Genomic DNA, 24,250 nt, shown 5'->3' on the forward strand with positions numbered 1-24,250 from the left:
CCTTCGCTACAAACCATTAAAAACCTTAAGGAAACATAAAAATCCTGGAGAAAACCTGAAATTTTGTTACTTTCCTTAACAGGAAAGGTTATAATTGTTAGATATCCTTAATATATTTTTTGGGCATATGTCCCAGCAGATTGTTCTTGAAAAAGTTCCTTCGACGACCTTGCAACAGTTGCAGGCTGAAAACCTTGAGCTTCAGAAATATTCTTCTGCTCAAAGGTCTGTGATTGAATCCCTGGAACGCCGAGTGGGGCGATCGCTGCAAGCTATTAAAAATCACCTCAGCCCAATTGGCGGTTCGCTACAAGACTATGCTGGTTGGGATACGCATTTGGGTTTGATGCAGCATGAAATCAATAGTTTGTGCGATCTGATTGCAGATGCGATGCTATTGCAAAAGCTAGAAGCTGGCAGAGTAGACGTTCGGCTTGAACCGATTGATCTTTATCCCTTGCTAGAATCCGTCACCCGCCATTTACTTGACTCAAGGAATGGCAGCACAACGCGGCTCATTTGTGAAATTGCTCCAATATTGCCCTTCATCCTCACCGACTGGGAATTGACCGAAGCCGTTTTAACCGAGCTGTTAGCCAGAAGTCTGAAATATTCCGATTCCGACTCTCTGGTGGTATTAGCAGTAGACTCGGCTGAGGAACAGGTACTTTTGCGTGTTACGGCTCAAAGATTTGCGCCCCAGGGCGATCGCGACTTTGCAACCGAAGTGCTTCTCTGCTGTCGCCAGATTGAAATCCAGAACGGGCAAGTTACCTGTCAACATCATGCCAATGGTTTACAAACGGTTGTTGTGACTCTCCCAGCCGCTTGATAGGTGATAGATTACACCTATCACCTATCAAGACTACCTAAATTTTCACCCCTTCCACCACACTGACAAAAGTTGCTGTTGGTACAATGCGCGTCAAGCGGAATCCAGCAGCCTTAAACAGTTCTTGATATTCGGCTTTGGTACGTTCTTTGCCGCCTGGACACATGACCAACATATTCACATCCAGCAGCTTGCCCATAAATGGGGTGTTGCCAGGGGGAATTACCTGTTCAACCACCAGTACTCTGCCGTTTTCGGTCATTGCCCGGTGACAATTTTTCAGGATGGTGATGGAACGCTCATCATCCCAGTCGTGAATGATGTGCTTCAGCAGATAGGCATCAGCTCCAGCAGGCAACGATTCAAAGAAACTGCCGGTTACCAGTTGGCAACGATTTGCCACACTCTGCCCAGCAATCATGGGCTTGGCTCTTGCAATCACCTCCGGCAGATCAAACAAAACGCCTTCCATGTGAGGATTGGCTGCCAAAATAGCGGTTAACAAACTACCATGCCCACCTGCAACATCAACGAGCTGAGTAATTGAAGAGAAATCATAACCAGCAACCACAGCGGCAATTTCTGTACTGGAAAAGCTGGTCATTGCCCGGTCAAAAACCATTGCTGGCTCAGGATTTTGAGCGTAATACTCAAATATATTCATGCCAAACAGGTTTTCAAAACCGCTTGCTCCAGTCTGAATGCTGTGCAAAATATTGCCCCAGCTATTGTAATGTTCGCGATCGCCCATCATGATGGACGCATCCTTGACGGAATCGGGAACATCGCTCCGCAAGCAGTTAGCCAATGGGGTCAGCTCAAACTGCCCGGTTTCGGTTTCCGCAAAAACGCCCACACTGGCAAGCGCACGCAACAGACGGTAGAGAGCTTGAGGATTCGTTCCAGACTCAGATGCCAGTTGATTGCAGCTTTTGGCACCATCCTTTAACAAATCGGCAATTTCCAACCTGGCAGCCGCATAAATCGATTGGGCAACCCAATAACTGGTGATCATCTGCATCATCACCATTGGAGGTGGTGGCATATCCACAGGTGGGAGATTCGCAGACATCGTTTCAAGTTCAGGAAAGCTGGTGTGCATAGGGTAATTTGAGTGGTTAATTTGAGGCTGATATGAAGGTGATGAGACAAGAATGAAGCGAAATGATGGGTTATTGAGCCGGAATCACAGTTTGAGTTTGGTATTCTCGAATGATGCGATCGCGTTCTGACAATCGGTTTTGAATATTTGCGTCCGTCCTACGAGCCTGCTGATTGGTTGGGGCTGGCTGGGTCTGATTGCCATCTTTGGCGGCAGGTTGTGTCGAATCGTTAGTCGTTAGTTGGTTTGATTGAGTTAGCTGCAACTGTGCCTCAATGCGGGTTTTGGCGGTTGCATTGGGAGCAATCAGTGCCGATACGAGCAGAATAGAAAGTCCGGTAACAAGTGTGCGTTCCATGATTTGATCTCCTGATTGGTGGCGAATGAGTGGTGATGTATGCAGGTAAACCGCGCTCATCCAGAAAGCCGTCTTTGTTGCGCCCTATCCCTTAATCTCCAGGGATTGTGAGGTGAGGCTGATAGTTTTAAGAGTAGAAATCAATCGGGAACAAATCGGGAAGAGAAGGTCATCCCATCGGGTGAAAAAAGCCGAAAGCCCCAGCTTCTTTAAAGAAGCTGGGGCTTTGAATCGGGGAACCAGGGATTTGAGCGAGTTTTAGATCAATGATTACATTCGCAGCCAGTATGCCCACAGCCCTGTCCATTGGGATGTCCATTGGCACAGGCTTCCCCACAGTATGCCTTCCCCTCTTTCATCACGGCATCCGCCACAGAAACTACACACAAACAAGATTCACAAGCGCATTTCATTTGAGTCACGGTAGTCATAGGTTTTATCCTCATTCTCTATTATTCACATTAACATATGAACAGCTATTCATATATTGACAGGCAAAATTCTTAAGGATCATCGGCGAAAGGCTGCTTCAAAAGTGTTTGAAGTCCTCAACGATAAGCAAGCCTTTAACTGGCTACCGATCGCCAAGACTCCCCAGGCGATCGCATCGGGCGATCGTGGAAAATTCAGCCCCAGTGCGTTGCAACTATGTCGATCGGAAAACGATCCACCAGTGCTTTGAGCATGGCAGTTCGGCTCTGGGAGTGCCAGGTGTCAGATAGCGAGTTCTGATGCAGTTGCAGCGGGAGGGCGGTGCATGTCAATCAGTACGGCGAACAAGGATAAACATGAAAAGAAGCTGATTTATCAGAGTCGGATGCGGGTACCGGAATATTTCTGGTATGACCCGTTTAATACTGAGGATTGGGCAGGGTTTCGCCTGCGGGGGGGAACCTATCAGTCCATTCCACTTAATCCTCAAGGAGTACTGGACAGCGAGTTGTTGGGGTTGACTCTGGTTCGCTGGCAGGGAACTTTTAAGACCGTTGAGGCGACATGGCTGCGCTGGACATATCCAAATGGCACCCTGTTGCTGACGGCTGAGGAACAGGAACGCCAGCGGGCTGAACAGGCGGAGAACCAGGTACAGCAAATTGCCCGAAATTTGTTGCAAACTGGATTTCCCATAGAGCAGATTGCCCAGATTACCGGGTTAGCGATCGCCCAAATCGATCTACTCAACGAATAGGGTTGTTGCTAACGATAAAATATAGCCAACATCATAGGTGGACACGTTTGAGCATCACCTGATGACTCAATCTAAACAGCGCTTTCTTAGCTTTGACGAGTGTCTGTCCTTATACCCCAGCCCAAATTTTTGCCGCAGCCGGGTAGTCAATTGTTTCATGCTTAGCAGTGCATAATCCAGTGAAATACAAATGGCTGTGGAAAATTCTTACTGTTGCCACGATCTACTTCTATTGCTTCGCGGCTCAGGCATATCCCCTCCCTGCCCCTCCTGTTAACCCATCCAACTTAGGGGCTAACATCCAGCGCACAATGGCACTGATGGCAAATAGCAGCCCTCACCATCGAAATACAGTCCGCATCCTTTTTTATGGACAATCGATTACGAAAGATGAATGGTCACGGGTAGTCGCTGATGATTTACGTGCCCGGTTTCCCCAGACTAATTTCGTGATTAAAAATCGGGCGATCGGAGGGTGTGCTTCCCAATGCCTGATCGCTCCAGCAGAGCATGACCTTTATCCCTTTTACCCCGACCTGCTCATCTTCCATGTCTACGGCTCCCATATTGATTACGAGAAGATTATTCGTAAAGTCCGTGAAACGACTACCGCCGAAGTCATGCTGATGACGGATCATTACACAGGACCCGATGCCTGGAGCGATCGCATGTCCTATGAATTCATTCCTAAATTTGCAGCAGACTATGGGTGTGGTTTGGTGGATATTCGGCGTTCCTGGCTGCAATATCTGCGTGACCATTCCTATGTGCCAGGCAAGTTGCTGGTGGATGAAGGACACTTGAATGCCCACGGTAACTTTCTGATGGCTGAGTTGGTTAAGCAGTATCTCATCTACAAACCAACTGAGGAATCCGACCCCAATCAACTTGTCAAAACCTACCTGATTGGTCAGGATATCTCCTTTGAGCACGGGAACCTGACATTGCCATTTACGGGCAATCGCATCGATATCATTTCGTCTTCCTCAAATCCGACTGGTGCAACCGGCACAGTTCGCATTGATGGACGCAAACCCTCTGAGTTTCCAGAGCTTTACAGCATCACCCGTCCCAATGGTCAGTTGGCTGCCGATTGGATTGAGTCGCCGGATACAGGGAAGGACTGGCCCTGGGAAGTGGGAGCAATTATGCGAGTTCGTTCTCAAGCAAAATTGCAGGTAGAGGATTGGACTGTAACCCTGACTAATGTTCGATCTGGTACTGACTTCGATTTCACGGTGGCAGGCAGTGTTACTGGAGAAGACGGTTCCGGTTCCTATGCAGATAACCCATTTGTTTCTCGGTCTGAACGAGTTGTCATCGATCAGGCTGACTGGTGGCTTGCCTCACTCAAGAATGTTTCTATTACCAACGGATTTAAGATTACCTGGTCCGTTGTGCCAAATTTCGTCGATACCTATGTCCCCCACCGCAACCCAGACCCAACGATTGAACAAACAACCACTCTGGCTCAGGGATTAACCAATGGCAGGCATACGCTTGAATTGATTTCGAGTGATGGACGCCCCTTACCAATCCAAGGAATTCGAGTTTATCATCCGGCGATCTGGCGATCGCTAAAAGGTGACCCCAGGGCAACCGAATAATTGCAACCGTTGCGCTCAAAAAAATTTCGGATTCAGTTCAGCCCCGATCAGTTGCGCTATTGCTACTTTTTTCTTTCTTCACTCTCAACTCAAAACTCTTCACTCTCAACGCTCAACTCCATCTCACCATGCATCGAGTGTTGTCATCCAGAACCTGAGTTACAACGACCTGGACCCATAGGCTAAACTTGTCTCATCCTTCTACTGTTGGGTCTGTAATGACAACAACCCAAGAAAAACTAGCATCCATTGCCGCAGACTCGGATGTGGTTCTGCCGCCAACCGATTTATGGAGTGACGAACCCACGTTGGAATCGGACTTTCATCGTGATCAAATCGATTTACTGATCCGGTTGCTCAAGCGTTATTGGGCTTCCCGCAATGATTTCTATGTCACAGGTAACTTAACGATTTATTACAACGAAAAGCAGCTTAAATCCCAAGACTTCCGTGGTCCTGATTTTTTTGTGGTGTTGGACACAGCGCTAAAGGAACGCAAAAGCTGGGTGGTTTGGGGTGAGGGTGGCAAATATCCTAATTTAATTGTGGAGATTTTGTCCAAAAGCACCGCCAGGGTGGACAAGGGCGAAAAGAAAGCACTCTACCAAAACACATTCCGCACTCCAGAATATTTTTGGCTCGATCCAGACACGTTGGAGTTGACTGGCTTTCGGTTAATGGGCAAGGCTTACCAGCCCATTGCTCCCTCCCCAGAAGGGAGGTTGTGGAGCGAACAGTTGGAACTATATTTGGGCATCGCTAACCAGCGGCTCCGGTTTTTTACCCCTGATGAAGCTTTGATTCTCACCGCGGAAGAAGCAGAACTGCAAGAACGGCAACGGGCTGAACAAGAACGGCAACGGGCTGAACGTCTGGCAGCAAAGTTGCAAGAGCTAGGGATTGACCCATCAGACATCTAACACGCTGGTGCTTGCTGCGCCCGGAGTGCGATCGCCCCATTGGCGCAGCATATAAACGGCTGCATTTTAGCCAAATTGCTTGTTCGATGACGATTCCAGGTTGAACAGCATGGAAAGAGTTTGCATGGCTGCACGTCGGGCTTCAATGTCCTGCTGGGTGCGGAGTTGCACCATTGGATCATGCAGAATCTTGTTAACAATGCCGCGAGTCAGCGCTTCAATTACTTCCTGATGCTTCTCGGCAAACTCAGACCCCAAACGGGAAAGGGCTTTTTCAAGTTCCTGGGTGCGAATCGTTTCTACTTTATCCCGCAGGCTGTTGATCGTGGAAACGGTTTCCAGCGATCGCCACCACAAATCAAAGGTCTCAACTTCTTCATCCAGTAGCGCTTCGGCTTCCATTGCCATCTGGCGGCGGGCTTCCTGGTTTTGCGCCACCACTGCCTTCAGGTCATCCACATTGAACACATGCACATGGGGGAGGTCATTGACATCCGCATCCACATTTCGGGGGACTGAAATATCAAATAGCATCAAGTGTTGACCGGGAGCCAGAACCATTTCGAGTTTGGCGCGATCGAGTAAGGGTTCAGTGGACGCTGTGCTGGTGAATACTAGATCAGAGTTGGCAATTACTGTCATCATGTCTGACAGGGGATGCAGGTGCAATTCAGCATCAGGGAACTGCTTTGCCAATTCCTTAGACCGCTCCTGCGATCGATTCAGGATAGAAATGTGGGTAGCGCCTTTGGCTAGTAAGTGCTGCACCAATAGACGGGACATTTTGCCAGCCCCAACGATCGCGACCCGGTAGGCTGCTAAATTCTGAACCTTGATTTGTGCCAGTTCTACGGCAGCGGAGCTAATTGAAACCGCTCCAGTTCCGATACTGGTTTCCGTCCGTACCCGCTTACCGGCACTGATGGCTTGCTTAAACAGTTGATTTAGAATCCGGCTTACTCCCTGATGCTGCTGCCCCAGCTTGTGGCAGTTCTTCACCTGCGCTAGAATTTGCCCCTCGCCCAGCACCAGACTGTCCAACCCAGCCGATACGCGCATCAGATGCATCACAGCATCCTGGTGCAACAGCGTAAACAGATAGGGACGCAGACTAGAGACAGGTAGTTTACTATGGTCGGACAAAAACTGGCAAACTTCGCGCACCCCATGCTCGGTTTCGGTGGTGACCAGATAGATCTCTAATCGGTTGCAGGTGCTAAGGATAGAAACTTCTTCAATGTGGGGGTAGCTACAAAGCTGGGCGATCGCCTGATCGCAAATATTTTCAGGAATACTCAGCTTTTCTCGAACGTCAACCGGCGCAGTTTTGTGGCTTAACCCGACAACGGCAATGTTCATATCTGACAATCTAAATGGAGGTTTCTTAAACAAAGGATGAAGCAGAAACCGTCAGCGATCAGCCCTCAAAAGGCTAATTTTAGTTGCCGATCGCTGACAGGCGAGAATTTAGTGCAACTGAATGCTCTTGGGCTTGTCAGTCATGTGGATGGTATCCACAAACCGAGCCGTCTTGGATTGGGTGGAAATAACCAGGGTTTGAGTTCTCGCTCCACCACTGAAGAAACGGACTCCCTGAAGCAGGTTGCCTGTGGTAATTCCTGTGGCAGCGAATAGCACCGTTTGACCGGATGCTAATTCATTGGTTTCATAGACCTTATTGCCATCGGTAATATTCATTTCCTTCAAACGAGCCAGGTTTTCTTCCTTGGTCTTGTTTGCCCATTCCTTTGTCTGAACAACTTCGGGATCATAAACCAATTGACCCTGGAAGTGCCCGCCCAGTGCCCGCATGGCAGCAGCAGTAATGACCCCTTCGGGTGCAGCACCAATTCCCATGAGAGCGTGGATGTTGGTTCCAGCGAAGGCGCAGTTGAGAGCAGCACCCACGTCTCCATCAGTAATCAGCGCCACTCTAGCACCCGCTTCCCGGATTTCTTTGATCAATTCATTGTGGCGATCGCGCTTCATCACCACCACGACCAGTTCCCCAATCCCCCGACCTAAACATTCAGATAAAATCTTAAGATTTTCAGTCGCAGATTTATTGATATCAACTTTGCCCTTAGCAGCCGGTGGAGCTGCCAGCTTCTTCATATAGAAGTCGGGAGCGTTAAACAACCCGCCTTTTTCAGAGATTGCCAGCACTGCCATAGAACCAGGCTGACCATAGGCAACCAGGTTGGTGCCTTCACACGGATCCACTGCAATATCAATCTCAACCAGCTCATCTGGGTTGCAGTAAGTTTTAGCATCTTCACGAGTACAAATACCCACTTCTTCACCGATGTAGAGCATGGGAGCTTCGTCCCGCTCCCCTTCTCCAATCACAATCCGACCCCGCATGTAGATGTTGTTCATGCGTTCCCGCATTGCCTCTACAGCAACCTGGTCAGCGGCGTTCTTGTCGCCCTTGCCCATCCAATGAGCAGACGCAATTGCAGCTTGTTCAACAACCTCAATAATCTCTAGACCAAGCGTGTTTTCCACGAAGCAAGACCTCCCAACTGCTGATTTGCGCGATTTCTGAAATATTGAACCTCAGTGCTAAGTCTACCAAAAGGCGGAGCCGCCCTTGAAGACGATTGCGGATTTCGGTCGTGTTAAGTTTTACTGAGAGCCAGACTGTCCGGGGGGACACCTTGAGATCTTGAGGATACTTCCACGGTTCACTTCTATGTACCAGATTTTATGGATTGCGATCGCCTGGGTCGCTGGCACCTGGGCAATTTTGGGTAGTCTCATGGCACTGGGTAGCCTGTTGCTCTGGCTAGCGCCTGCCCAATCTGCTAGATCCCAAAAACCCAGGGAGCAGCCTAAAGCCGTGAATGTTCTTTCATTCTGGCAGAATCGCCTGAAGTTATTGACATTTTCGGTTGCGATCGCCCTTCTCGGAGGCGGTCTATTAATTCTGATTCCCTTTCCCCAATTAGGATCGGGCTGACCAATCGGGACGAACGATTGATGATAGTCATGGGAAGTTGGTACTCAAAGGGATTGGATCCACCAGCCAAGTAGAAGCGGATCCCCACACTAAGGCGATTTCCAAGAAAAACCTGCCCATACAGCGGAAGGGCAAAGGGCTTGGCACGGGTTCATCGCAAGCATTGCTCAGGTATCGTCTACGAGAAGGCTTTGCGAATAACAGCCGCCAATGCTCCGGGACTTCCAAAACACCCTCTCACCCCTCACTCCTCACCCCACCCTGCGGGAACGCCAAAGGCGAACACTCCTCACCCCCCTAATCCCACTAAATCGGTCAAGATACAGGGGATTTTTGCTTGCTTTTTACAGAACAGGTCTGTAGAATCGGAAGTCAGTCATAAATACGGTATTCCTACTGCTATACCGTAAATTAGCGGAGTCAAGGACATGAAACTGTGGCAGTCTGTCGGGAAACTTGGGGATCGTGCGATTCGACAGGTCGCGATCGGGCTTAGGTTAAATTCGTTTAACGGGTTCATTTCGCTATTTTTAGTGGGAGCCTCACTCACTCTGGCAGTGGCTGCCTGCTCCCCAGGAAACAATACCGCTTCAACCGATGCCAGCCCAACCGGGGGAGCCAGTCCCGCATCCGCGCAGAAGCAAGACGTAGAGCTAACCCTGGTTGGCTATGCAATTCCTAAGGCGGCTCATGATGCAATCATCCCCAAATTCCAGGAGCAGTGGAAGAAAGAGCATGGGCAAACTGTCAGGTTTAGTCAGAGTTATGGCGGCTCAGGGACCCAAACCCGTGCCATTATTGATGGGTTGGAAGCCGATGTGGTTCACCTGGCAGTAGGCGTGGATGTGAACAAGCTGGTGTCTGCCGGATTTGTGAATGAAGATTGGCAGAAGCGAGTGCCTAACAATGGCACCGTGGGCGCAACCACCGTGGCAATTGTTACCCGTGTAGGGAACCCGAAAAACATTAAATCCTTTCAAGATCTGGTGCGGGACGATGTCAAGTGGGTCACGGCTGACCCGAAGACTTCTGGTGGTGCCCGCTGGAACTTCCTGGCACTGTGGGATCATACCCTTAAAACAGGGGGCGATGATGCCAAGGCACAGGATTTTGTCACCCGGGCATATCAAAATGTTGCGGTTCTGGCGAAGGATGCACGGGAATCCACCGATGCTTTTAACAAACAGGGACAGGGAGATGCGCTGCTGAACTACGAAAACGAGGTGATTCTGGCAAAGCAAAAGGGCGAAAAGCTGGATTATGTGGTGCCTGAAATTAACTTTGCAATTGATACTCCAGTGGCTGTAGTAGACAAAAACGTGGACAAGCATGGCACCCGCGAGGCGGCTGAGGGCTTTGTCAAATTTCTTTTTACTCCAGAAGCGCAGGAAGAATTTATTAAACTGGGTTACCGACCTTTAGAAAATGATGCTGCCAAGTTGAAAGAGCTAAATTTCCCTGCTGTAAAGACCCTGGGTAATGTTGAAGAATTTGGCGGTTGGAATCAGGCTCAAGAAAGATTCTTCGCGGATGGTGCAATCTTTGACGAAATCCGCTCCAAGCTCGGCAGGTAACTTACGACAAGAAATAGATTTCAGGTGAACGTTGCAATGAATAGGTAACTAAGGAGATTTCCACCAAACAAAATACCCCACCGCCTACGGCACCTCCCCTTGGTAAGAGGAGGCTGGGAGGGGTTCAACGGGGTAAAAATATTCCTGGAAAGCACCTGACATCCTGCTATGGGTGGGCATTGCCCACCCTACGACTTCTGTTTCTGAACCACAACCTTTCTAGTATTTCAATTCAATGGCTGTTTCCCCTCCTATTCAAACGACTCCCCAAGGTGCTTCCTGGTGGAAGATTTTTCTGCATTCCATCATCCACATGCCGTGGACGTGGCGGATCATGCTGGGCTACCTGTTCTTCATGCTGTTTCTGCCGGTATCCGCCATGCTTGTGAAGTCAAGCACGTTAGGTCCAGGCGAGTTTTGGCGGATTGCCACCAGTCCCATTGCGCTGTCTACCTATGATGTCACCTTCACAACCGCTCTGATTGCCGCTCTGATTAATGGGGTATTTGGGGTTCTCATTGCCTGGGTACTGGTCCGGTATGACTTTCCCTTCAAACGCATCATTGATGCCACCATCGACCTTCCCTTTGCTTTGCCAACGGCGGTTGCTGGTTTAACCCTGGCAACGGTTTACAGCGAGGTTGGCTGGATTGGCTCTCTATTCGCTCCGTTTGGCATCAAGCTTGCCTTCAATCGCTTTGGGGTTGGCATTGCAATGATGTTTATTTCACTGCCGTTTGTGGTGCGAACCGTGCAGCCGGTGTTGATGCAAATGGAGAAAGAAACCGAAGAAGCTGCCTGGTGTCTGGGAGCCTCTTCCGGGCAGACGTTCTGGCGCGTGGTTTTACCCCCTTTATTTCCGGCAATTTTGACTGGGGTTGCCTTGGGTTTCTCTCGGGCTGTGGGTGAGTACGGTTCAACGGTCATTATTGCCTCCAACACCCCGTTTAGAGATTTGATTGCACCAATCCTGATATTTCAGCGCCTAGAGCAGTATGACTATGCTGGGGCCACGGTGATTGGCATGGTGCTATTGATTATCTCACTGCTGATGCTGCTGGTGATTAACTTCATTCAAGCCTGGGGGAAACGCTATGACTGACAACATTATTGGACCCTCGTTGCAAACCTCCGAAAACCCAGTCCCAAAGCCTGCCGTAGAAAAGAAGAGTTGGGTGCCTGCGGTATTAATTGGGATTGCGATCGCTTTTTTGGGTTTGGTGCTCTATATCCCAGCCATCAATGTTTTCTATGTGGCATTTCATCGAGGCTTTGGTCCTTTTCTGCATAACCTGACTGAGCCAAATTTCATTGCCGCCGTTAAGATGACCGTGTCACTGGCAGCGATCGCCGTTCCCCTCAATGTCATTTTTGGATTGGCAACTGCCTGGGCACTGGCAAACAAACGGTTTCGGGGACGCACCCTACTCCTAAGTATTGTGGATCTGCCCTTTGCCATCTCACCCGTGGTTGCGGGTTTGATGATTGTGCTGCTCTACGGGCGGCTGGGGTGGTTTGGTCCTTTTCTACAAGAGCGTGGGATTCAAATTGTGTTTGCTTTTCCGGCAATGGTACTGGCAACGCTGTTTGTCAGCATGCCCTTTGTTGCCCGTGAGGTCATTCCGGTACTGGAAGAAGAAGGGATTGATCAGGAGGAAGCAGCCTATACGCTGGGAGCAACCCAGTGGCAAACTTTCTGGCGCGTGACCGTGCCCAATATTCGCTGGGGCTTGCTCTACGGTGTGCTGTTGACAAACGCCAGGGCAATGGGTGAGTTTGGGGCAGTTTCGGTGGTGTCTGGCAACATTGCTGGTAAAACTCAGAGCTTACCCCTGTTTGTAGAAGAAGCTTACAAGGGCTATGACACCGAAGCGGCTTACTCTGCGGCGGTATTACTCGCCCTTTTAGCCGTGGTCACGCTGGTGTTGAAGGAAATTCTGGAACGAAGAACCGGTGGACATCGCAAGAAAGTGCATTAACTGGGCAAACTATTGGAGCAAACTATCATGGCTACAACCAATCGGCTCACCCTGAGGCGCATCCGGCTCCGAATTCCCAAGTCCTATCATCAAGAACCAGTTATTTCCCATCTGGTGTCCCATTATCAAGTCACCGTCAATATTACGGCGGCGATTCTGGGTGCAAATGCCAATGGCGATGGCTGGTTCGACCTGGAACTGCGGGGGACGGAAGACCACATTCACCATGCCCTGGAATATTTGAATGACCTGGGATTAGAGATCTGGCAGGAAACTGATGCCGATGGCTGGTGATGTGCCGCTGTAAGTTGAGCTTGTTTCAGAGCCATTCTGCTACAGGTAAATCTGAGTGACTGCGATGCGTCCGGAGAAACAAACTTCTACATCACTGCCGGGATCACGGCGACGCTTCTGGTACTCACCGGCATAACGAAAATAGTCTCCTTCCACCTGGTAGTCAGCGGGTAGGGGTTGAGTACAGGGTTTACAAAAGACAATTTCGGGCATAGGTGCTTCTGGCTCCAGGTGGGGCAGGTTGACATTCCAAAAAGCTGCCGGTTCAACTGGACGGGCAACTAGATCTTGCAGCACTTTTGCCGTCAAGTAAGCTGCCAGGTTCCAGTCAATTTCCCGTTGCCTTTGCTTGTAATGGGAGATGGCGATCGCCGGAATCCGGTGTAAAGCGGCCTCCCGCACCGCTGCCACGGTTCCAGAAATGTAAACATCCGAGCCTAAATTACCTCCCGCATTGATACCAGACAGCACCCAGCCCACCTCAGAGCAGAGGTGGCTGAGCGCTATTCGGACACAGTCTACGGGCGTGCCTGCAATGGCATATTCCAATTCAGACCGCTTTTGCACCAGGATTGGGGCAGTGGTTGTCACCTGATGCCCACAACCGGACTGATGCTCCAGTGGAGCTGCAATCATTGGTTTGGTGTCAAATGCGCTGACTGCCTCCAGTAATGCCCGAATTCCTGGTGCTTCGATGCCATCGTCGTTAGTAAGCAGTAAGGTCATGGTCTCCCAGGTAAATGCCCAGTCCCTTTGCAGTTTTGACCAGAACGCCTTGAGGATTGACCGCAGCATACCCCGCGATCGCCTCACTAATAGGCACACTGACTACCTGGCGATTCTGCCAGGTCACCACATGGTCATATTTGCCCTCGGCAATCAAGTCCACCGCTGCCACACCAAAAGTCGCCCCCAGCAGGCGATCAAGGTAGGAAGGGGCACCTCCCCGTTGGGTGTACCCCAGCACTGTGACGCGGGTTTCTGCTCCGATGCGATCGCAAATTTGTTGAGCCAGGTATTGCCCAATCCCGCCTAACCTGCACTGTTCCAGCCCTTTAGAGATGGAAATGGTGCTGCCTGCTTCCGTTCGCACTGCCTCTGCCACAATCACCAGGCAGTAATTTTTGCCTTGCTCCTGATGTTGTTTAATCGTGCGGCAAATTCCGTCAATCGAGTAGGGAATTTCTGGAATCAAAATCACGTCTGCGCCACCGGCAATTCCGGCAGTAATGGCAATGTGTCCCGCATCTCGCCCCATCACTTCCAAAATCATTACCCGGCTATGGCTGGCAGCCGTAAAATGCAGGCTATCAAGGGCTTCGGTGGCAATCCTGACGGCACTGTCAAAGCCGATGGACATTTCCGTAACGCCCACATCGTTGTCAATGGTTTTGGGAATCCCCACCAGTCTCAGGTTTCCTTGCGATGCCAACCGTTGAAGAATCGCTAAACTACCGTCGCCACCAATTCCAATCAGCGCATCCAGACCCAGCAGATGATATCCGTCAATAATTTCGTTGGAGCGATCGCGCAAACTGCCATCCGACATGGGAAAAGCAAACGGGTCCCCCTTATTAGTGGTTCCTAGAAATGTGCCGCCTGCGGTCAGGTAGAAGTTGACCTTATCTGGGGTCAGGTTACTGGCTGCCGGGGGGCGCACCATTAACCCATGAGTCGCCTGATGGATGCCAAAAACTTCCCATCCATAGGTGTTGACCGCACGGTGAACCACAGCGCGGATGGCAGCATTCAGACCAGCGCAATCTCCACCACTGGTCAAAATACCAATTCGTTTGATTTCTCCCATAGCAAGTGCCTGTTAACTATACGGTGGCTATCCCCCTGCAACGCCCTTTTGTTTCCCAGTAAGCTAGAGTGTTTTGGAGGCTGTTCTGACTTTAATCTGTTCGGGGTACCAGAATAGCTTAAGCAGGGTTAAAGGATATTGCGAATAGATCCCATGAGCGACATTGAAGATCATCTCTCTCCTCCAGTTGACATTGGGATCATCCCCCATTCCCCAGAGGGGTTTCGCTCTGGTTTTGTGGGCATCATCGGGCGTCCCAATGTCGGTAAATCAACCTTGATGAACCAACTGGTGGGTCAGAAAATCGCCATCACTTCACCCGTTGCCCAAACCACCCGTAACCGTTTGCGGGGAATTTTGACCACCTCAACCGCTCAGTTAATTTTTGTAGACACCCCCGGTATTCATAAGCCGCATCACCAACTGGGTGAAGTACTCGTTAAAAACGCCCGGATTGCCATTCGGTCAGTCGATGTTTTGCTGTTTGTGGTGGATGGTTCTGTAGAAGCCGGGGGTGGCGATCGCTTCATCGCTGACCTGCTGAAAGACATAGAAATCCCTGTGATCCTGGGTATCAATAAAGCTGACCAACAGACTGAGGCAGAAGGACAGAGGGGCAGAGGGGCAGAGGGGCAGAGGGACAGGGGGAGTAGAGGAGTAGAGGGAGTAGAGGGAAATTCCTCACCAACAACCAACAGCCAAAAACTAATAACTAATAACTCCACCCCCCTCCACCCCCTCGACCAGAATTATCAAGCCCTGGCGAAAGAACACGGTTGGGCGATCGCCAAGTTTTCTGCCCTTACGGGTGAAGGACTGGAACCTCTACAGGAACTTCTAATTCAAAACCTGGAAGCCGGTCCCTATTACTATCCACCCGATCTGGTAACAGACCAACCCGAACGGTTCATCATGGGCGAACTCATCCGAGAGCAGATTTTGCTGCTGACCCGTGAGGAAGTGCCCCACTCCGTCGCCATCACCATTGACAAGGTAGAAGAAGCGCCCACCATTACCCATGTCTGGGCAACCATTTCGGTGGAGCGGGACTCGCAAAAGGGCATTGTGATTGGCAAAAAGGGCGCGATGCTGAAGGAAATTGGCACTGCTGCCCGGCAGCAAATTCAAAAACTGGTGATGGGAAATGTCTACCTGGAACTGTTTGTCAAAGTGCAACCCAAGTGGCGACAGTCTCGCACCCGACTGGCAGACTTAGGCTATCGGGTTGAGGAATGACAAGGTTTGGGTTGGAATACGGAATTCATTGCAGGCTCTTACAGCGATTTTCATTTGGTTAAGCTATGCGATTCCCTACTCCCCACTCCCTACTCCCCGTTTTTGCTGTGGTCTACGCATCTGAAAGCTGCTGTAAATCAGGCGAACCCAAGTTCTATTAGTTTATCTCTGCGCTCTTCAAGTTGTTGCCGCCGTTTCTCGATTCTACCAAAACCTTTACCCATCAATGGACCTCTCTACCCAGACCACCTCTAGCTTGAAACAGTTCTTGCCGGATCCTCCCATTTGACATGAATTCTTTCTATGTTTCGAGGTGCTCAGTAGAGAATTGCTATAATTCGCTGACAATCCCAAAATTAGGTTGAAATGCAACTTATGGAAGCATTATTTGGCATTCTTGGAACACTTCTTGGTTCGTTCATTGCATGGTTAACTTCTGATAGAAACGCCAAGATGCAACTGACGCTTGAGCTACACCGAGAATTTAATTCAGGTGAAGTGCTCAAATCTAGAAGACCTGCCGATAGAGTTTTTGCTCAATACATGGATAAAACCTATGACCAGTTTTCTTCATTGCTAGATGCAGATGAGTATTCCCATATTTGGAATGTGATTAATTTTTATCAACGACTTTGGATTGCACTTAAGCATAAACAACTGGTTAATAACATGATTCCCGATCTGTTTGGAGAGGTTTTTATGCGATGGTATATTCCATACTTTGAGAAGATGATTGTTCCCTATCCCCAGGGTTGGAGTACGGGAAATAATATCAAAGAATTAAAGAATTGGTTTGAGAGCCACTCTGACAAAACCAGCTTTGAGAAATGGGTTGAGTTGGGGCGGCAAGATCGGGAAAATATTATGAAACGTGTGGGATTAATTCTGGATTAAACTGCCAGGTTCTTAGCTTTACTCCAGAAACTCGGTTTAATCCTTACCCTATAGCAAAATTGAGTTTGCAATCCTGATTAAGCTGGGTTGAGGTGTTTGGTCAGGCGATCTCAATCAAACCATTGCAGTGATGAAAGTAGTTTATAAAGTTACCTATCCTAATGGGAAAATTTACATTGGACAGGATTTAACAGATAGCATTAATTACTTTGGAAGTGCCGACAGTAAGCTTATTGAAAAAGATTTTACTAGAGAGCAGAGAAGAGACTTTACAATCAGGAAGCAAATTCTTTGGGAGTCTGAAACAGCTTCTAATCAGGAAGTTAATCTTAGGGAGGTTGAGTATATTCTTTTGTTTAAGTCAAATGATCCTTCCATTGGCTATAATCGACGCCCAAAATTCAATGAATAAGGCTCATTTCAATGTTTCTTACTGAGTTACATGATGTACGACAATCTTCACATCTCCGGTGTCTGGAAGGATTATGCAGTAATTTAGTGAATCTCAACTAGATACTGGGGATTTGGCTTCCAGATTATGTGTTGCGTTAGTTAATCGAGTCATCAGTTCAGTTCATGAAAATCTTGATGGGTTTCAATTATTAGGAGGCTTTAGCTGAGAATTTTAGCGGTGAACCGTAGCCAGGTTTACAGTAAGACCAATAACGAGGTTTAGGTGGAGCAGCGTATCCAATGGGGAAAACATCTCAATACGTGTTTAGTGGTACTCAATATTTCAGTGAACTTGAACGATTGCAAGCGATCGAGCAAGTATTTGATCCAGCAAGTCATCAGCGAATTCAATCAACTGGAATTGCAAGGGGTTGGCGGTGTCTGGAAGTAGGCGCAGGGGCAGGTTCGATTACGCGATGGTTAGCAGAAACGGTTGGGGATAGCGGCAAAGTAATTGCGATCGATCTGGACACTCGGTTTGTCGCTAGCCTCAGCCTGTCAAATGTAGAGGTGCTGGAGGCAGATATTCGGCATCTCCCCCTTGAAAATGGCTCCTTCGATCTGATTCATGCCCGTTACGTTCTCATCCATATTGCAGACTTCCAAGTCGCGTTAACCAGAATGATAAAGTTACTCAAACCTGGTGGGTGGCTAGTGCTGGAAGAGCCTGATTTTTCGGCTGCAAGAGCAGTTGTTGGAGAAACAGCAGCCTGTCAGTCAATGGATCGGGTCAATCAAGCTATTTTGCAAATGTTTGAAAACCGGGGGATGGACTACGCACTAGGAATTAAATTGCCTGCTATCCTTCAAGAATTTGGTTTGCAGCAGCTATCTGTAGAGAATGATACCCCCTTATCCAATGGTGGTTCAGGTGTAGCAACTGTAATGAAGATGTCTGCTTTGCAACTGGCAGAGAAATATATCGCAACCGGTAGAGTAACGGAAGAGGACATTAAAAACTATTGCCTGTTTGCCAATGATGAACGGGCATGGGCTATCTACTATGCAACGGTGGGAGTAATCGCTCAGAAAGCAGCTACATAATCGCCATCTGTAAATTTTCCATTGCTAGCCTAAAGTATTCGAAACGGGACAAAGTATAGAGTAGAAGTAGGGGTCTGTATGAAACCAAAATTGAGGTAATTATTCGCGATTACCAAAAGCTTATTTGAGCAAATAACCAACGGCTAGTGCTCGATAGGTTGCCAGTTGCTTCTGTTGCCAGTCTTCGCTGAAACCCAACTCTTCCGCCAGGATAGTTGCAACTCTGGGGGCAGCTTCCATGCTGGCGGCGGCATCGAGCAGGAGCGATCGCGTTCTGCGGGATAACACATCTTCTACGGTACGAGCCATTTCATAGCGTGCTGCCCAGCGCACTTCTGCTTCTGTATAGGGCAAGCGGGAGTGCAGCAAACAATCAGCCCCAGGGATCTGCTGAATCCTGCTTGCGTCGCTGCCATAGACATCCAGCGGTGCAGCAGCCGGAGTTTGAGTCCAGCCATGCAGTTTCAGGGTTGCGGTTACGGAGGGTTGCAGGGGAAGTTTGCCTTGTTGTATTGCCTGGGCGATCGCATCTTCGCCCATCTTGCGGTAGGTTGTCCATTTACCACCTGTAATGGTGAGTAAACCAGAGTCAGAGATCCGAATCGTGTGTTCGCGGGAAAGGTTAGCGGTTGAGGTCGTGCGATTTGTTTTGACCAGCGGACGTTGTCCCACAAACACACTCAGCACATCTGCACGGGTGGGGGCAGGGCTGAGACATTGGGCGGCGGTTTGGAGAATGAACTCAATTTCTGCTTCCAGGGGACGAGGCTCGTAGTCTGGATGATCTACAGGCGTGTCAGTGGTACCCAGCAGTGTCTTACCATGCCAGGGCAGGGCAAACAGTACCCGCCCATCTTCCGTTTTGGGAATCATCATGGCACTGCCGCCAGGAAGAAACCGCTGGTCTACCACCACATGCACACCCTGACTGGGAGAAAGCATATTTTGAGCAGAGCGATCGTCCATCCGCCGCACAGCATCGACAAAAACCCCCGTGGCATTGATCACGACCTGACCTCTAAGGTCAAACGTTTCCGCCGTTTCACCATCCTCTGTCCAAACTCCAGCCACTTTCCCATCCGTCTTAATTAAACCAGTGACGGCAGCATAGTTAAGAGCAACGCCACCCTGAGCAATCAGGGTTCGCATCAAGGTTATGGCTAAACGGGCATCATCAAACTGACCATCGTGGTAGAGAATGCCACCCCGCAGACCTTGCCGCTTTAGAGTCGGCACCTGCTCCAGGGTAGCCTGTTCATTCAGAAACCGACTATGACCAAAACTTAGCCGCCCAGACAGTAGATCATAAAGCTTTAGCCCCACTCCGTAGTAAAGCTGGGACCACCAGGCATAGCCAGGCACAACAAAGGTCAGATCTTTAACCAGATGGGGCGCGTTGCGGCGCAACAGTCCCCGCTCATGCAAGGATTCTCGGACTAAAGGCAGATTGCCCTGTGCCAGGTACCGTACCCCACCATGAATCAGCTTCGTTGATCGGCTGGAGGTACCTTTAGCAAAGTCGTACTTCTCCAGCAACAGGGTTTTATAGCCTCGACTGGCAGCTTCAACAGCCGTCCCTAATCCAGTGGCACCGCCCCCAATGACAATCACATCCCATTCTTTGGACTGACGCAGTGTATTCAGGATGTTTTCTCGAATCAAAAATGTATTCATTAGGTATTCATAGAAACTCCTGAGGCAATTTCGGCTTCAGGTTGTGGGATGTCCCCCATGCCTAACGCCGAGCTTGAGATACAGCTCGTTTCCAGGCATTTCGTAAAGTTTGCCGCTGATCAGCACTGATAGCTGGCTCAAAGCGCCTATCCATCTGCCACAGTTGGATAATTTCCTGTTCGCTTTCCCAGTAGCCTACCGCCAGACCTGCCAAATAAGCGGCTCCCAGGGCAGTGGTTTCAGTCACCCTGGGTCGCACGACGGGTACGCCTAACATATCTGCCTGAAACTGCATCAGCAGATCATTACGGGATGCACCCCCATCTACCCGCAGTTCCGAAAGGTTAAGTTTGGAATCCTGATGCATGGCATCAATCACATCGGCAGTCTGGTAGGCAATACTTTCCAGCGCGGCGCGGGCGATATGGGCAGCGGTTGAACCGCGAGAGAGTCCCACGATCGCCCCACGAGCGTAGCTGTCCCAGTAGGGCGCACCCAGCCCGACAAAGGCAGGCACAAAGTACACACCACCGTTATCGGGCACACTGCAAGCTAGAGGTTCTACGTCTTCACTGCGTTTGATCATTCCTAACCCATCCCGCAGCCATTGCACCACGGCTCCTGCGATAAAAACGCTCCCTTCTAAGGCGTAGTAGGTGTGCTGCTTAATTCGCCAAGCTACGGTGGTTAGTAGCTTGTGGTGAGAGGTCGTTGGCTTTTCGCCTGTGTTGAGCAGCATGAAGCAGCCGGTGCCGTAGGTGTTTTTTGCCATACCCGTTTGCAGACAAGCCTGCCCAAAGGTGGCTGCCTGCTGGTCTCCGGCAATGCTTGCGATCGCAATCTGAGCACCAAACAACCCTTCGGTGGTGCTTCCGTAGACTTCAGAGGAACTGCGAACTTCTGGTAGCAGGCTAGGGGGAATGTGCAACAGGTTCAGGAGTTCCCCATCCCAGCCGCCTGTATGAATGTTGTAAAGCATGGTGCGGCAGGCATTGGTCACATCAGTAATGTGGAGTGCCCCATTGGTCAGCTTCCAGACCAGCCAGCTATCGACGGTACCAAAGGCAAGTTCCCCGCGATCGGCTTTTTCCCTGGCACCCGGAACATGGTCCAGCAACCACTTCAGTTTAGTGCCGCTAAAGTAGGCATCAATCACCAGTCCCGTCTTACTTTGAAACAGTGACTCATGACCGGCTGCTTTCAGTGCATCGGCAAAGTCTGTAGTGCGGCGATCCTGCCAGACGATCGCATTGTGAATCGGGCGACCTGTTTTTCGATCCCAAACAATGGTGGTTTCTCGTTGGTTTGTAATGCCAATCGCCGCAATATCACGGGCAGCAATCCCAATGCGGGCAAGCGCTTCATTCGCAACCCCAATTTGAGACGACCAGATCTCATCCGCATCATGCTCAACCCAACCTGACTGGGGAAAGATTTGCTGAAATTCTTTCTGAGCAAGGGAGAGAATGGTGCCCTGGCGATCAAAAACGATCGCGCGGGAACTCGTGGTACCTTGATCAAAGGCAAGAATATATTGAGTCATGGGATTGTCCTGAGTGACATTGGCTGAAGTTGGGGAGATGGGGGAGACGGGAGCGAGGGAAAGGGGAGCAGAGGGGATTTGTCCCTACTCTCCCATCCTACGGGGCTAGTTGAGCTTGGCGTAAATCTGCCTCATATTCCTGACTGCCTACTATACTTGGCACCATTCGGCTGCGCGCTCAGGTCGAAAGCTCACGTCGAAGCCTGACACCTAACACCTGACACTTGCTATATGAACTTCAATCAGGCTGAGTTTGATGTGCGGTGTGAGTGGGGCGAGAAGGGCGTTTTACAGTTGGCTCCCATTAGTGATGTGATTGTTATCGTCGATGTACTTTCATTTTCGACTTGTATTGATATTGTGAATAGTCGAGGAGCGATCGCCTTTCCCTATCCCTGGCAAGACGAATCTGCTAGAGCCTTTGCCCAGTCCATTGGTGCGGAACTGGCAGACAAGCGTGGGGTGAGCCGTTATTCCCTATCTCCTGCTTCATTGCTCTCTATTCACCCGGGAACACGGTTAGTCCTGCCCTCCCCCAATGGTTCAACGCTAAGTCTGGCAACAGCAGGAACCCCCACTTTAACTGGCTGTTTAAGAAATTGCAGAGCCGTTGCTTTAGCGGCTATGACCTATGGACGGCGCATTGCTGTGGTTCCTGCTGGGGAGAGATGGAAAGATGGGAGTCTGCGTCCCGCCTTTGAGGATTTTGTGGGAGCAGGGGCAATTCTCAGGCATCTTGAAGGCAACTTCTCACCGGAAGCGCAGTTGGCAGTTGCAGCTTTTCAGGGTGCTGGTCAATTTCTAGCCCAGTTATTGAGGCAATGTAATTCTGGTAAAGAATTGATTGAGCGAGGTTTTGAACAGGATGTTGATCTGGCATCAAAGATAGATATCAGTGACACCATACCAACACTGATTGATAATGCCTACACAAATCAAGCAAGATAAAAGGGATTGCTGCTTTCAGAATGAATTTAGCGTTGGATAAACTGAAGTTTCATTTTCGTCGCCATCTACCGCTCTGGGTCACTCTGGGAATGGGCGTGGGACTGTCGGTGGCGGCGGCAGTTTTTGTTCAACGCTGGGAATTTGCCAGTAACCAGACCCGGTTTCAGAAGCAGATTGAAAACCTGACGACCGTGCTTCAGCGCAGCCTGAATCGGTACACGGATGTCCTGGTATCAATCAGTGACTACTACGCAGCAAACCAGTTGCAGGTGGGGCGGCAGGAGTTTGGACGGTTTGTGCAGCGATCACTCCGGTCCTACCCCGGTATTCGGGCGCTGGAATGGGCACCACTGGTGCAACGTTCTGCCCGCTCTGCCTATGAAAGCGAGATGCGCTCGGCAGGCTATCCTAATTTCCGAATTCAGGAATTAACCAGCAAAAACCAACTGATCACAGCTGGCGATCGCCCCTTCTATGTACCCGTGACTTACATTGAACCCTTTATTAGCAATGAAAAAGCATTAGGGTATGACTTGAATTCCGATCCAACGCGATCCTCTGCAATTCAAATTGCTCAAGATACGGGTGAAAGTACCGCAACGGGACGCATCCGACTGGTTCAGGAAAACCAAGACCAGTTTGGCTTTCTGGTCTTTTTACCCGTATATCAGCCCAAGCCGACCAGTTCCCCCAGTCTCACCAGTCAGCCGATGGCGGGATTTTTACTGGGGGTCTTTCGGGTGGCAGATGTGGTAGAGGAATCCTTGCAGAGTTTGAGCAATGAAATAAACTTTGCTGTCTATGACCAGAATGCAGAACCAGAGAAGCAGTTTCTGGGATTTTATGATGCAACCCGGAAACGGGTATTCGTAAAGGGAGAACAGGTCAACTCTGTAGAACACGGGCTGGTCAAATGTGCTCAAAGCGATGACTGCACCCGTCGTCTGGAAGTGGGGCAACGGCAGTGGCGAATTGTGTTTTTTCCTGCCCCAACTTCAGCCAGTAGAGCCAGCTATGGCGCGATCGCCACGCTACTGATCGGACTGTTACTCACAGGTAGTCTGGTGCTGTTTCTGCACACCCTGAATCAGGAGCTAGCCAGAACCAAAGGACTGAGTGAACTCAAGTTACGCCTGTTCTCAATGGCATCCCACGAACTGCGTACTCCACTGAGTACTATCCTGTTGTCTTCGGAATCGATGCAGGTCAACCGTGATTATTTGACGGAAGAACAGAAGCAGAAAAATATCCAGCGTATCTATCTCACTGCAAAACGGATGAGTCAACAAATCACGGATATTTTGACCTTAACCAGAGCAGAGGTTGGCAAACTGGAATTTAGCCCAGAACCATTTGAACTGGAAGCCTTTTGTGAGCAACTGATAGAGGAGATGCAATCGACGAGCAGGCGGACGTTGATTTTTGACAGCAATGGTCAACCTCAACAGGTCTCGATGGATAAAAAGTTGCTGCGATCGCTACTAACCAATCTCCTCTCTAATTCAATCAAATATTCCCTGGACGATACTCCAATCCATTTTCGATTGAGTTGTGATGATAGTGCAGTCATATTTCAAATTCGTGATCAGGGAATTGGCATTCCGGTGGAAGATCAATCCCGCATCTATGAGACATTCTACCGAGCGCAGAACGTGGGTGACATCACGGGTACAGGCTTAGGTTTGGCAGTGGTAAAAACCTGTGTTGATTTGCATCAAGGCGACATTATGATCGACAGTGAACTGGGAAAAGGGGCGATCTTCACTGTCAAAATACCCTATACGGAAACCAGTATTTGACTAATTTAGTCGTTGGCAATTCCACCCATCCACCC

General features: G+C 49.6%; 25 protein-coding genes. 16 read left to right on the forward strand and 9 right to left on the reverse strand.

What is annotated here, in order from left to right:
- Window positions 1–127: 127 nt before the first annotated feature.
- Complete coding sequence (locus AC1S52_RS12485) at window positions 128–832, forward strand: sensor histidine kinase (RefSeq protein WP_482029338.1); 705 nt, start codon at window positions 128–130, stop codon at window positions 830–832.
- 37 nt (window positions 833–869) lie between these two features.
- Here the strand turns inward: AC1S52_RS12485 and AC1S52_RS12490 are convergent, their stop codons facing one another.
- The 3 genes from AC1S52_RS12490 to AC1S52_RS12500 form a co-directional block, all read right to left on the reverse strand.
- On the reverse strand, window positions 870–1,904 hold the full coding sequence (locus AC1S52_RS12490) for a methyltransferase (protein WP_482029339.1): 1,035 nt from the start codon (window positions 1,902–1,904) through the stop codon (window positions 870–872).
- Window positions 1,905–2,004: 100 nt separating this feature from the next.
- On the reverse strand, window positions 2,005–2,292 hold the full coding sequence (locus tag AC1S52_RS12495; RefSeq protein WP_482029340.1) for a hypothetical protein: 288 nt from the start codon (window positions 2,290–2,292) through the stop codon (window positions 2,005–2,007).
- Between the two features lie 263 nt (window positions 2,293–2,555).
- Window positions 2,556–2,723, reverse strand: coding sequence for a metallothionein (locus AC1S52_RS12500; protein WP_482029341.1), 168 nt, complete (start codon window positions 2,721–2,723; stop codon window positions 2,556–2,558).
- Between the two features lie 56 nt (window positions 2,724–2,779).
- Here AC1S52_RS12500 and AC1S52_RS12505 point away from each other — a divergent pair, with 56 nt between their 5' ends.
- From AC1S52_RS12505 to AC1S52_RS12520, 4 genes are all read left to right on the forward strand, one after another.
- Entirely contained in the window at window positions 2,780–2,974 is a 195-nt protein-coding gene (locus tag AC1S52_RS12505; protein ID WP_482029342.1) for a hypothetical protein, read from the forward strand.
- A gap of 75 nt (window positions 2,975–3,049) precedes the next feature.
- Window positions 3,050–3,481, forward strand: a complete 432-nt coding sequence (locus AC1S52_RS12510; RefSeq protein ID WP_482029343.1) for a hypothetical protein — start codon at window positions 3,050–3,052, stop codon at window positions 3,479–3,481.
- Between the two features lie 179 nt (window positions 3,482–3,660).
- Window positions 3,661–5,088: an SGNH/GDSL hydrolase family protein gene (locus tag AC1S52_RS12515; RefSeq protein ID WP_482029344.1), complete on the forward strand. Its 1,428-nt coding sequence runs from the start codon at window positions 3,661–3,663 to the stop codon at window positions 5,086–5,088.
- Window positions 5,089–5,306: 218 nt separating this feature from the next.
- Window positions 5,307–6,008, forward strand: coding sequence for a Uma2 family endonuclease (locus tag AC1S52_RS12520; protein WP_482029345.1), 702 nt, complete (start codon window positions 5,307–5,309; stop codon window positions 6,006–6,008).
- Window positions 6,009–6,074: 66 nt separating this feature from the next.
- Here the strand turns inward: AC1S52_RS12520 and AC1S52_RS12525 are convergent, their stop codons facing one another.
- Together AC1S52_RS12525 and glpX are read right to left on the reverse strand one after the other, a co-directional pair.
- Entirely contained in the window at window positions 6,075–7,367 is a 1,293-nt protein-coding gene (locus AC1S52_RS12525; RefSeq protein ID WP_482029346.1) for a glutamyl-tRNA reductase, read from the reverse strand.
- A 108-nt stretch (window positions 7,368–7,475) separates the two neighbouring features.
- Entirely contained in the window at window positions 7,476–8,516 is a 1,041-nt protein-coding gene (glpX, locus tag AC1S52_RS12530; RefSeq protein ID WP_482029347.1) for a class II fructose-bisphosphatase, read from the reverse strand.
- A gap of 187 nt (window positions 8,517–8,703) precedes the next feature.
- Here glpX and AC1S52_RS12535 point away from each other — a divergent pair, with 187 nt between their 5' ends.
- The 5 genes from AC1S52_RS12535 to AC1S52_RS12555 all read left to right on the forward strand — a co-directional run bounded on the left by AC1S52_RS12535 (window position 8,704) and on the right by AC1S52_RS12555 (window position 12,817).
- On the forward strand, window positions 8,704–8,970 hold the full coding sequence (locus AC1S52_RS12535) for a hypothetical protein (protein ID WP_482029348.1): 267 nt from the start codon (window positions 8,704–8,706) through the stop codon (window positions 8,968–8,970).
- A 428-nt stretch (window positions 8,971–9,398) separates the two neighbouring features.
- Entirely contained in the window at window positions 9,399–10,544 is a 1,146-nt protein-coding gene (locus AC1S52_RS12540; RefSeq protein WP_482029349.1) for a sulfate ABC transporter substrate-binding protein, read from the forward strand.
- Window positions 10,545–10,779: 235 nt separating this feature from the next.
- Entirely contained in the window at window positions 10,780–11,646 is an 867-nt protein-coding gene (cysT, locus tag AC1S52_RS12545; protein WP_482029350.1) for a sulfate ABC transporter permease subunit CysT, read from the forward strand.
- Window positions 11,639–12,523: a sulfate ABC transporter permease subunit CysW gene (cysW, locus tag AC1S52_RS12550; protein WP_482029351.1), complete on the forward strand. Its 885-nt coding sequence runs from the start codon at window positions 11,639–11,641 to the stop codon at window positions 12,521–12,523. The genes cysT and cysW overlap by 8 nt, the downstream gene beginning before the upstream one ends.
- 27 nt (window positions 12,524–12,550) lie before the next feature.
- Complete coding sequence (locus tag AC1S52_RS12555) at window positions 12,551–12,817, forward strand: NIL domain-containing protein (protein WP_482029352.1); 267 nt, start codon at window positions 12,551–12,553, stop codon at window positions 12,815–12,817.
- Window positions 12,818–12,856: 39 nt separating this feature from the next.
- Here the strand turns inward: AC1S52_RS12555 and surE are convergent, their stop codons facing one another.
- The gene (gene surE, locus AC1S52_RS12560) at window positions 12,857–13,543 is read right to left on the reverse strand and encodes a 5'/3'-nucleotidase SurE (protein ID WP_482029353.1); all 687 of its coding nucleotides are present in this window, start codon (window positions 13,541–13,543) and stop codon (window positions 12,857–12,859) included.
- On the reverse strand, window positions 13,524–14,624 hold the full coding sequence (locus tag AC1S52_RS12565) for an ATP-dependent 6-phosphofructokinase (protein ID WP_482029354.1): 1,101 nt from the start codon (window positions 14,622–14,624) through the stop codon (window positions 13,524–13,526). The genes surE and AC1S52_RS12565 overlap by 20 nt, the downstream gene beginning before the upstream one ends.
- A gap of 153 nt (window positions 14,625–14,777) precedes the next feature.
- On the opposite strand from AC1S52_RS12565, the gene era reads away from it, so the two are divergent.
- The 4 genes from era (at window position 14,778) to AC1S52_RS12585 (ending at window position 18,251) form a co-directional block, all read left to right on the forward strand.
- Window positions 14,778–15,860 carry a GTPase Era gene (gene era, locus AC1S52_RS12570; RefSeq protein WP_482029355.1) on the forward strand — a complete coding sequence of 361 codons (1,083 nt, stop codon included), beginning with the start codon at window positions 14,778–14,780 and terminating at the stop codon, window positions 15,858–15,860.
- A gap of 375 nt (window positions 15,861–16,235) precedes the next feature.
- On the forward strand, window positions 16,236–16,754 hold the full coding sequence (locus AC1S52_RS12575; protein WP_482029356.1) for a hypothetical protein: 519 nt from the start codon (window positions 16,236–16,238) through the stop codon (window positions 16,752–16,754).
- 130 nt (window positions 16,755–16,884) lie between these two features.
- A complete protein-coding gene (locus AC1S52_RS12580; protein WP_482029357.1) occupies window positions 16,885–17,166 on the forward strand; it encodes a GIY-YIG nuclease family protein in 282 nt (93 codons plus the stop codon).
- 281 nt (window positions 17,167–17,447) lie between these two features.
- Window positions 17,448–18,251, forward strand: coding sequence for a class I SAM-dependent methyltransferase (locus AC1S52_RS12585; RefSeq protein WP_482029358.1), 804 nt, complete (start codon window positions 17,448–17,450; stop codon window positions 18,249–18,251).
- A gap of 120 nt (window positions 18,252–18,371) precedes the next feature.
- Here the strand turns inward: AC1S52_RS12585 and AC1S52_RS12590 are convergent, their stop codons facing one another.
- Entirely contained in the window at window positions 18,372–19,925 is a 1,554-nt protein-coding gene (locus AC1S52_RS12590) for a glycerol-3-phosphate dehydrogenase/oxidase (RefSeq protein ID WP_482029359.1), read from the reverse strand.
- Window positions 19,926–19,986: 61 nt separating this feature from the next.
- The gene (gene glpK, locus AC1S52_RS12595; RefSeq protein ID WP_482029360.1) at window positions 19,987–21,468 is read right to left on the reverse strand and encodes a glycerol kinase GlpK; all 1,482 of its coding nucleotides are present in this window, start codon (window positions 21,466–21,468) and stop codon (window positions 19,987–19,989) included.
- A 231-nt stretch (window positions 21,469–21,699) separates the two neighbouring features.
- On the opposite strand from glpK, the gene AC1S52_RS12600 reads away from it, so the two are divergent.
- Window positions 21,700–22,416, forward strand: a complete 717-nt coding sequence (locus AC1S52_RS12600; RefSeq protein ID WP_482029361.1) for a 2-phosphosulfolactate phosphatase — start codon at window positions 21,700–21,702, stop codon at window positions 22,414–22,416.
- A gap of 20 nt (window positions 22,417–22,436) precedes the next feature.
- The gene (locus AC1S52_RS12605) at window positions 22,437–24,215 is read left to right on the forward strand and encodes a CHASE domain-containing sensor histidine kinase (RefSeq protein ID WP_482029362.1); all 1,779 of its coding nucleotides are present in this window, start codon (window positions 22,437–22,439) and stop codon (window positions 24,213–24,215) included.
- Window positions 24,216–24,250: the final 35 nt, after the last annotated feature.

The organism is Kovacikia sp. CALU 1929 (genome assembly GCF_056784235.1).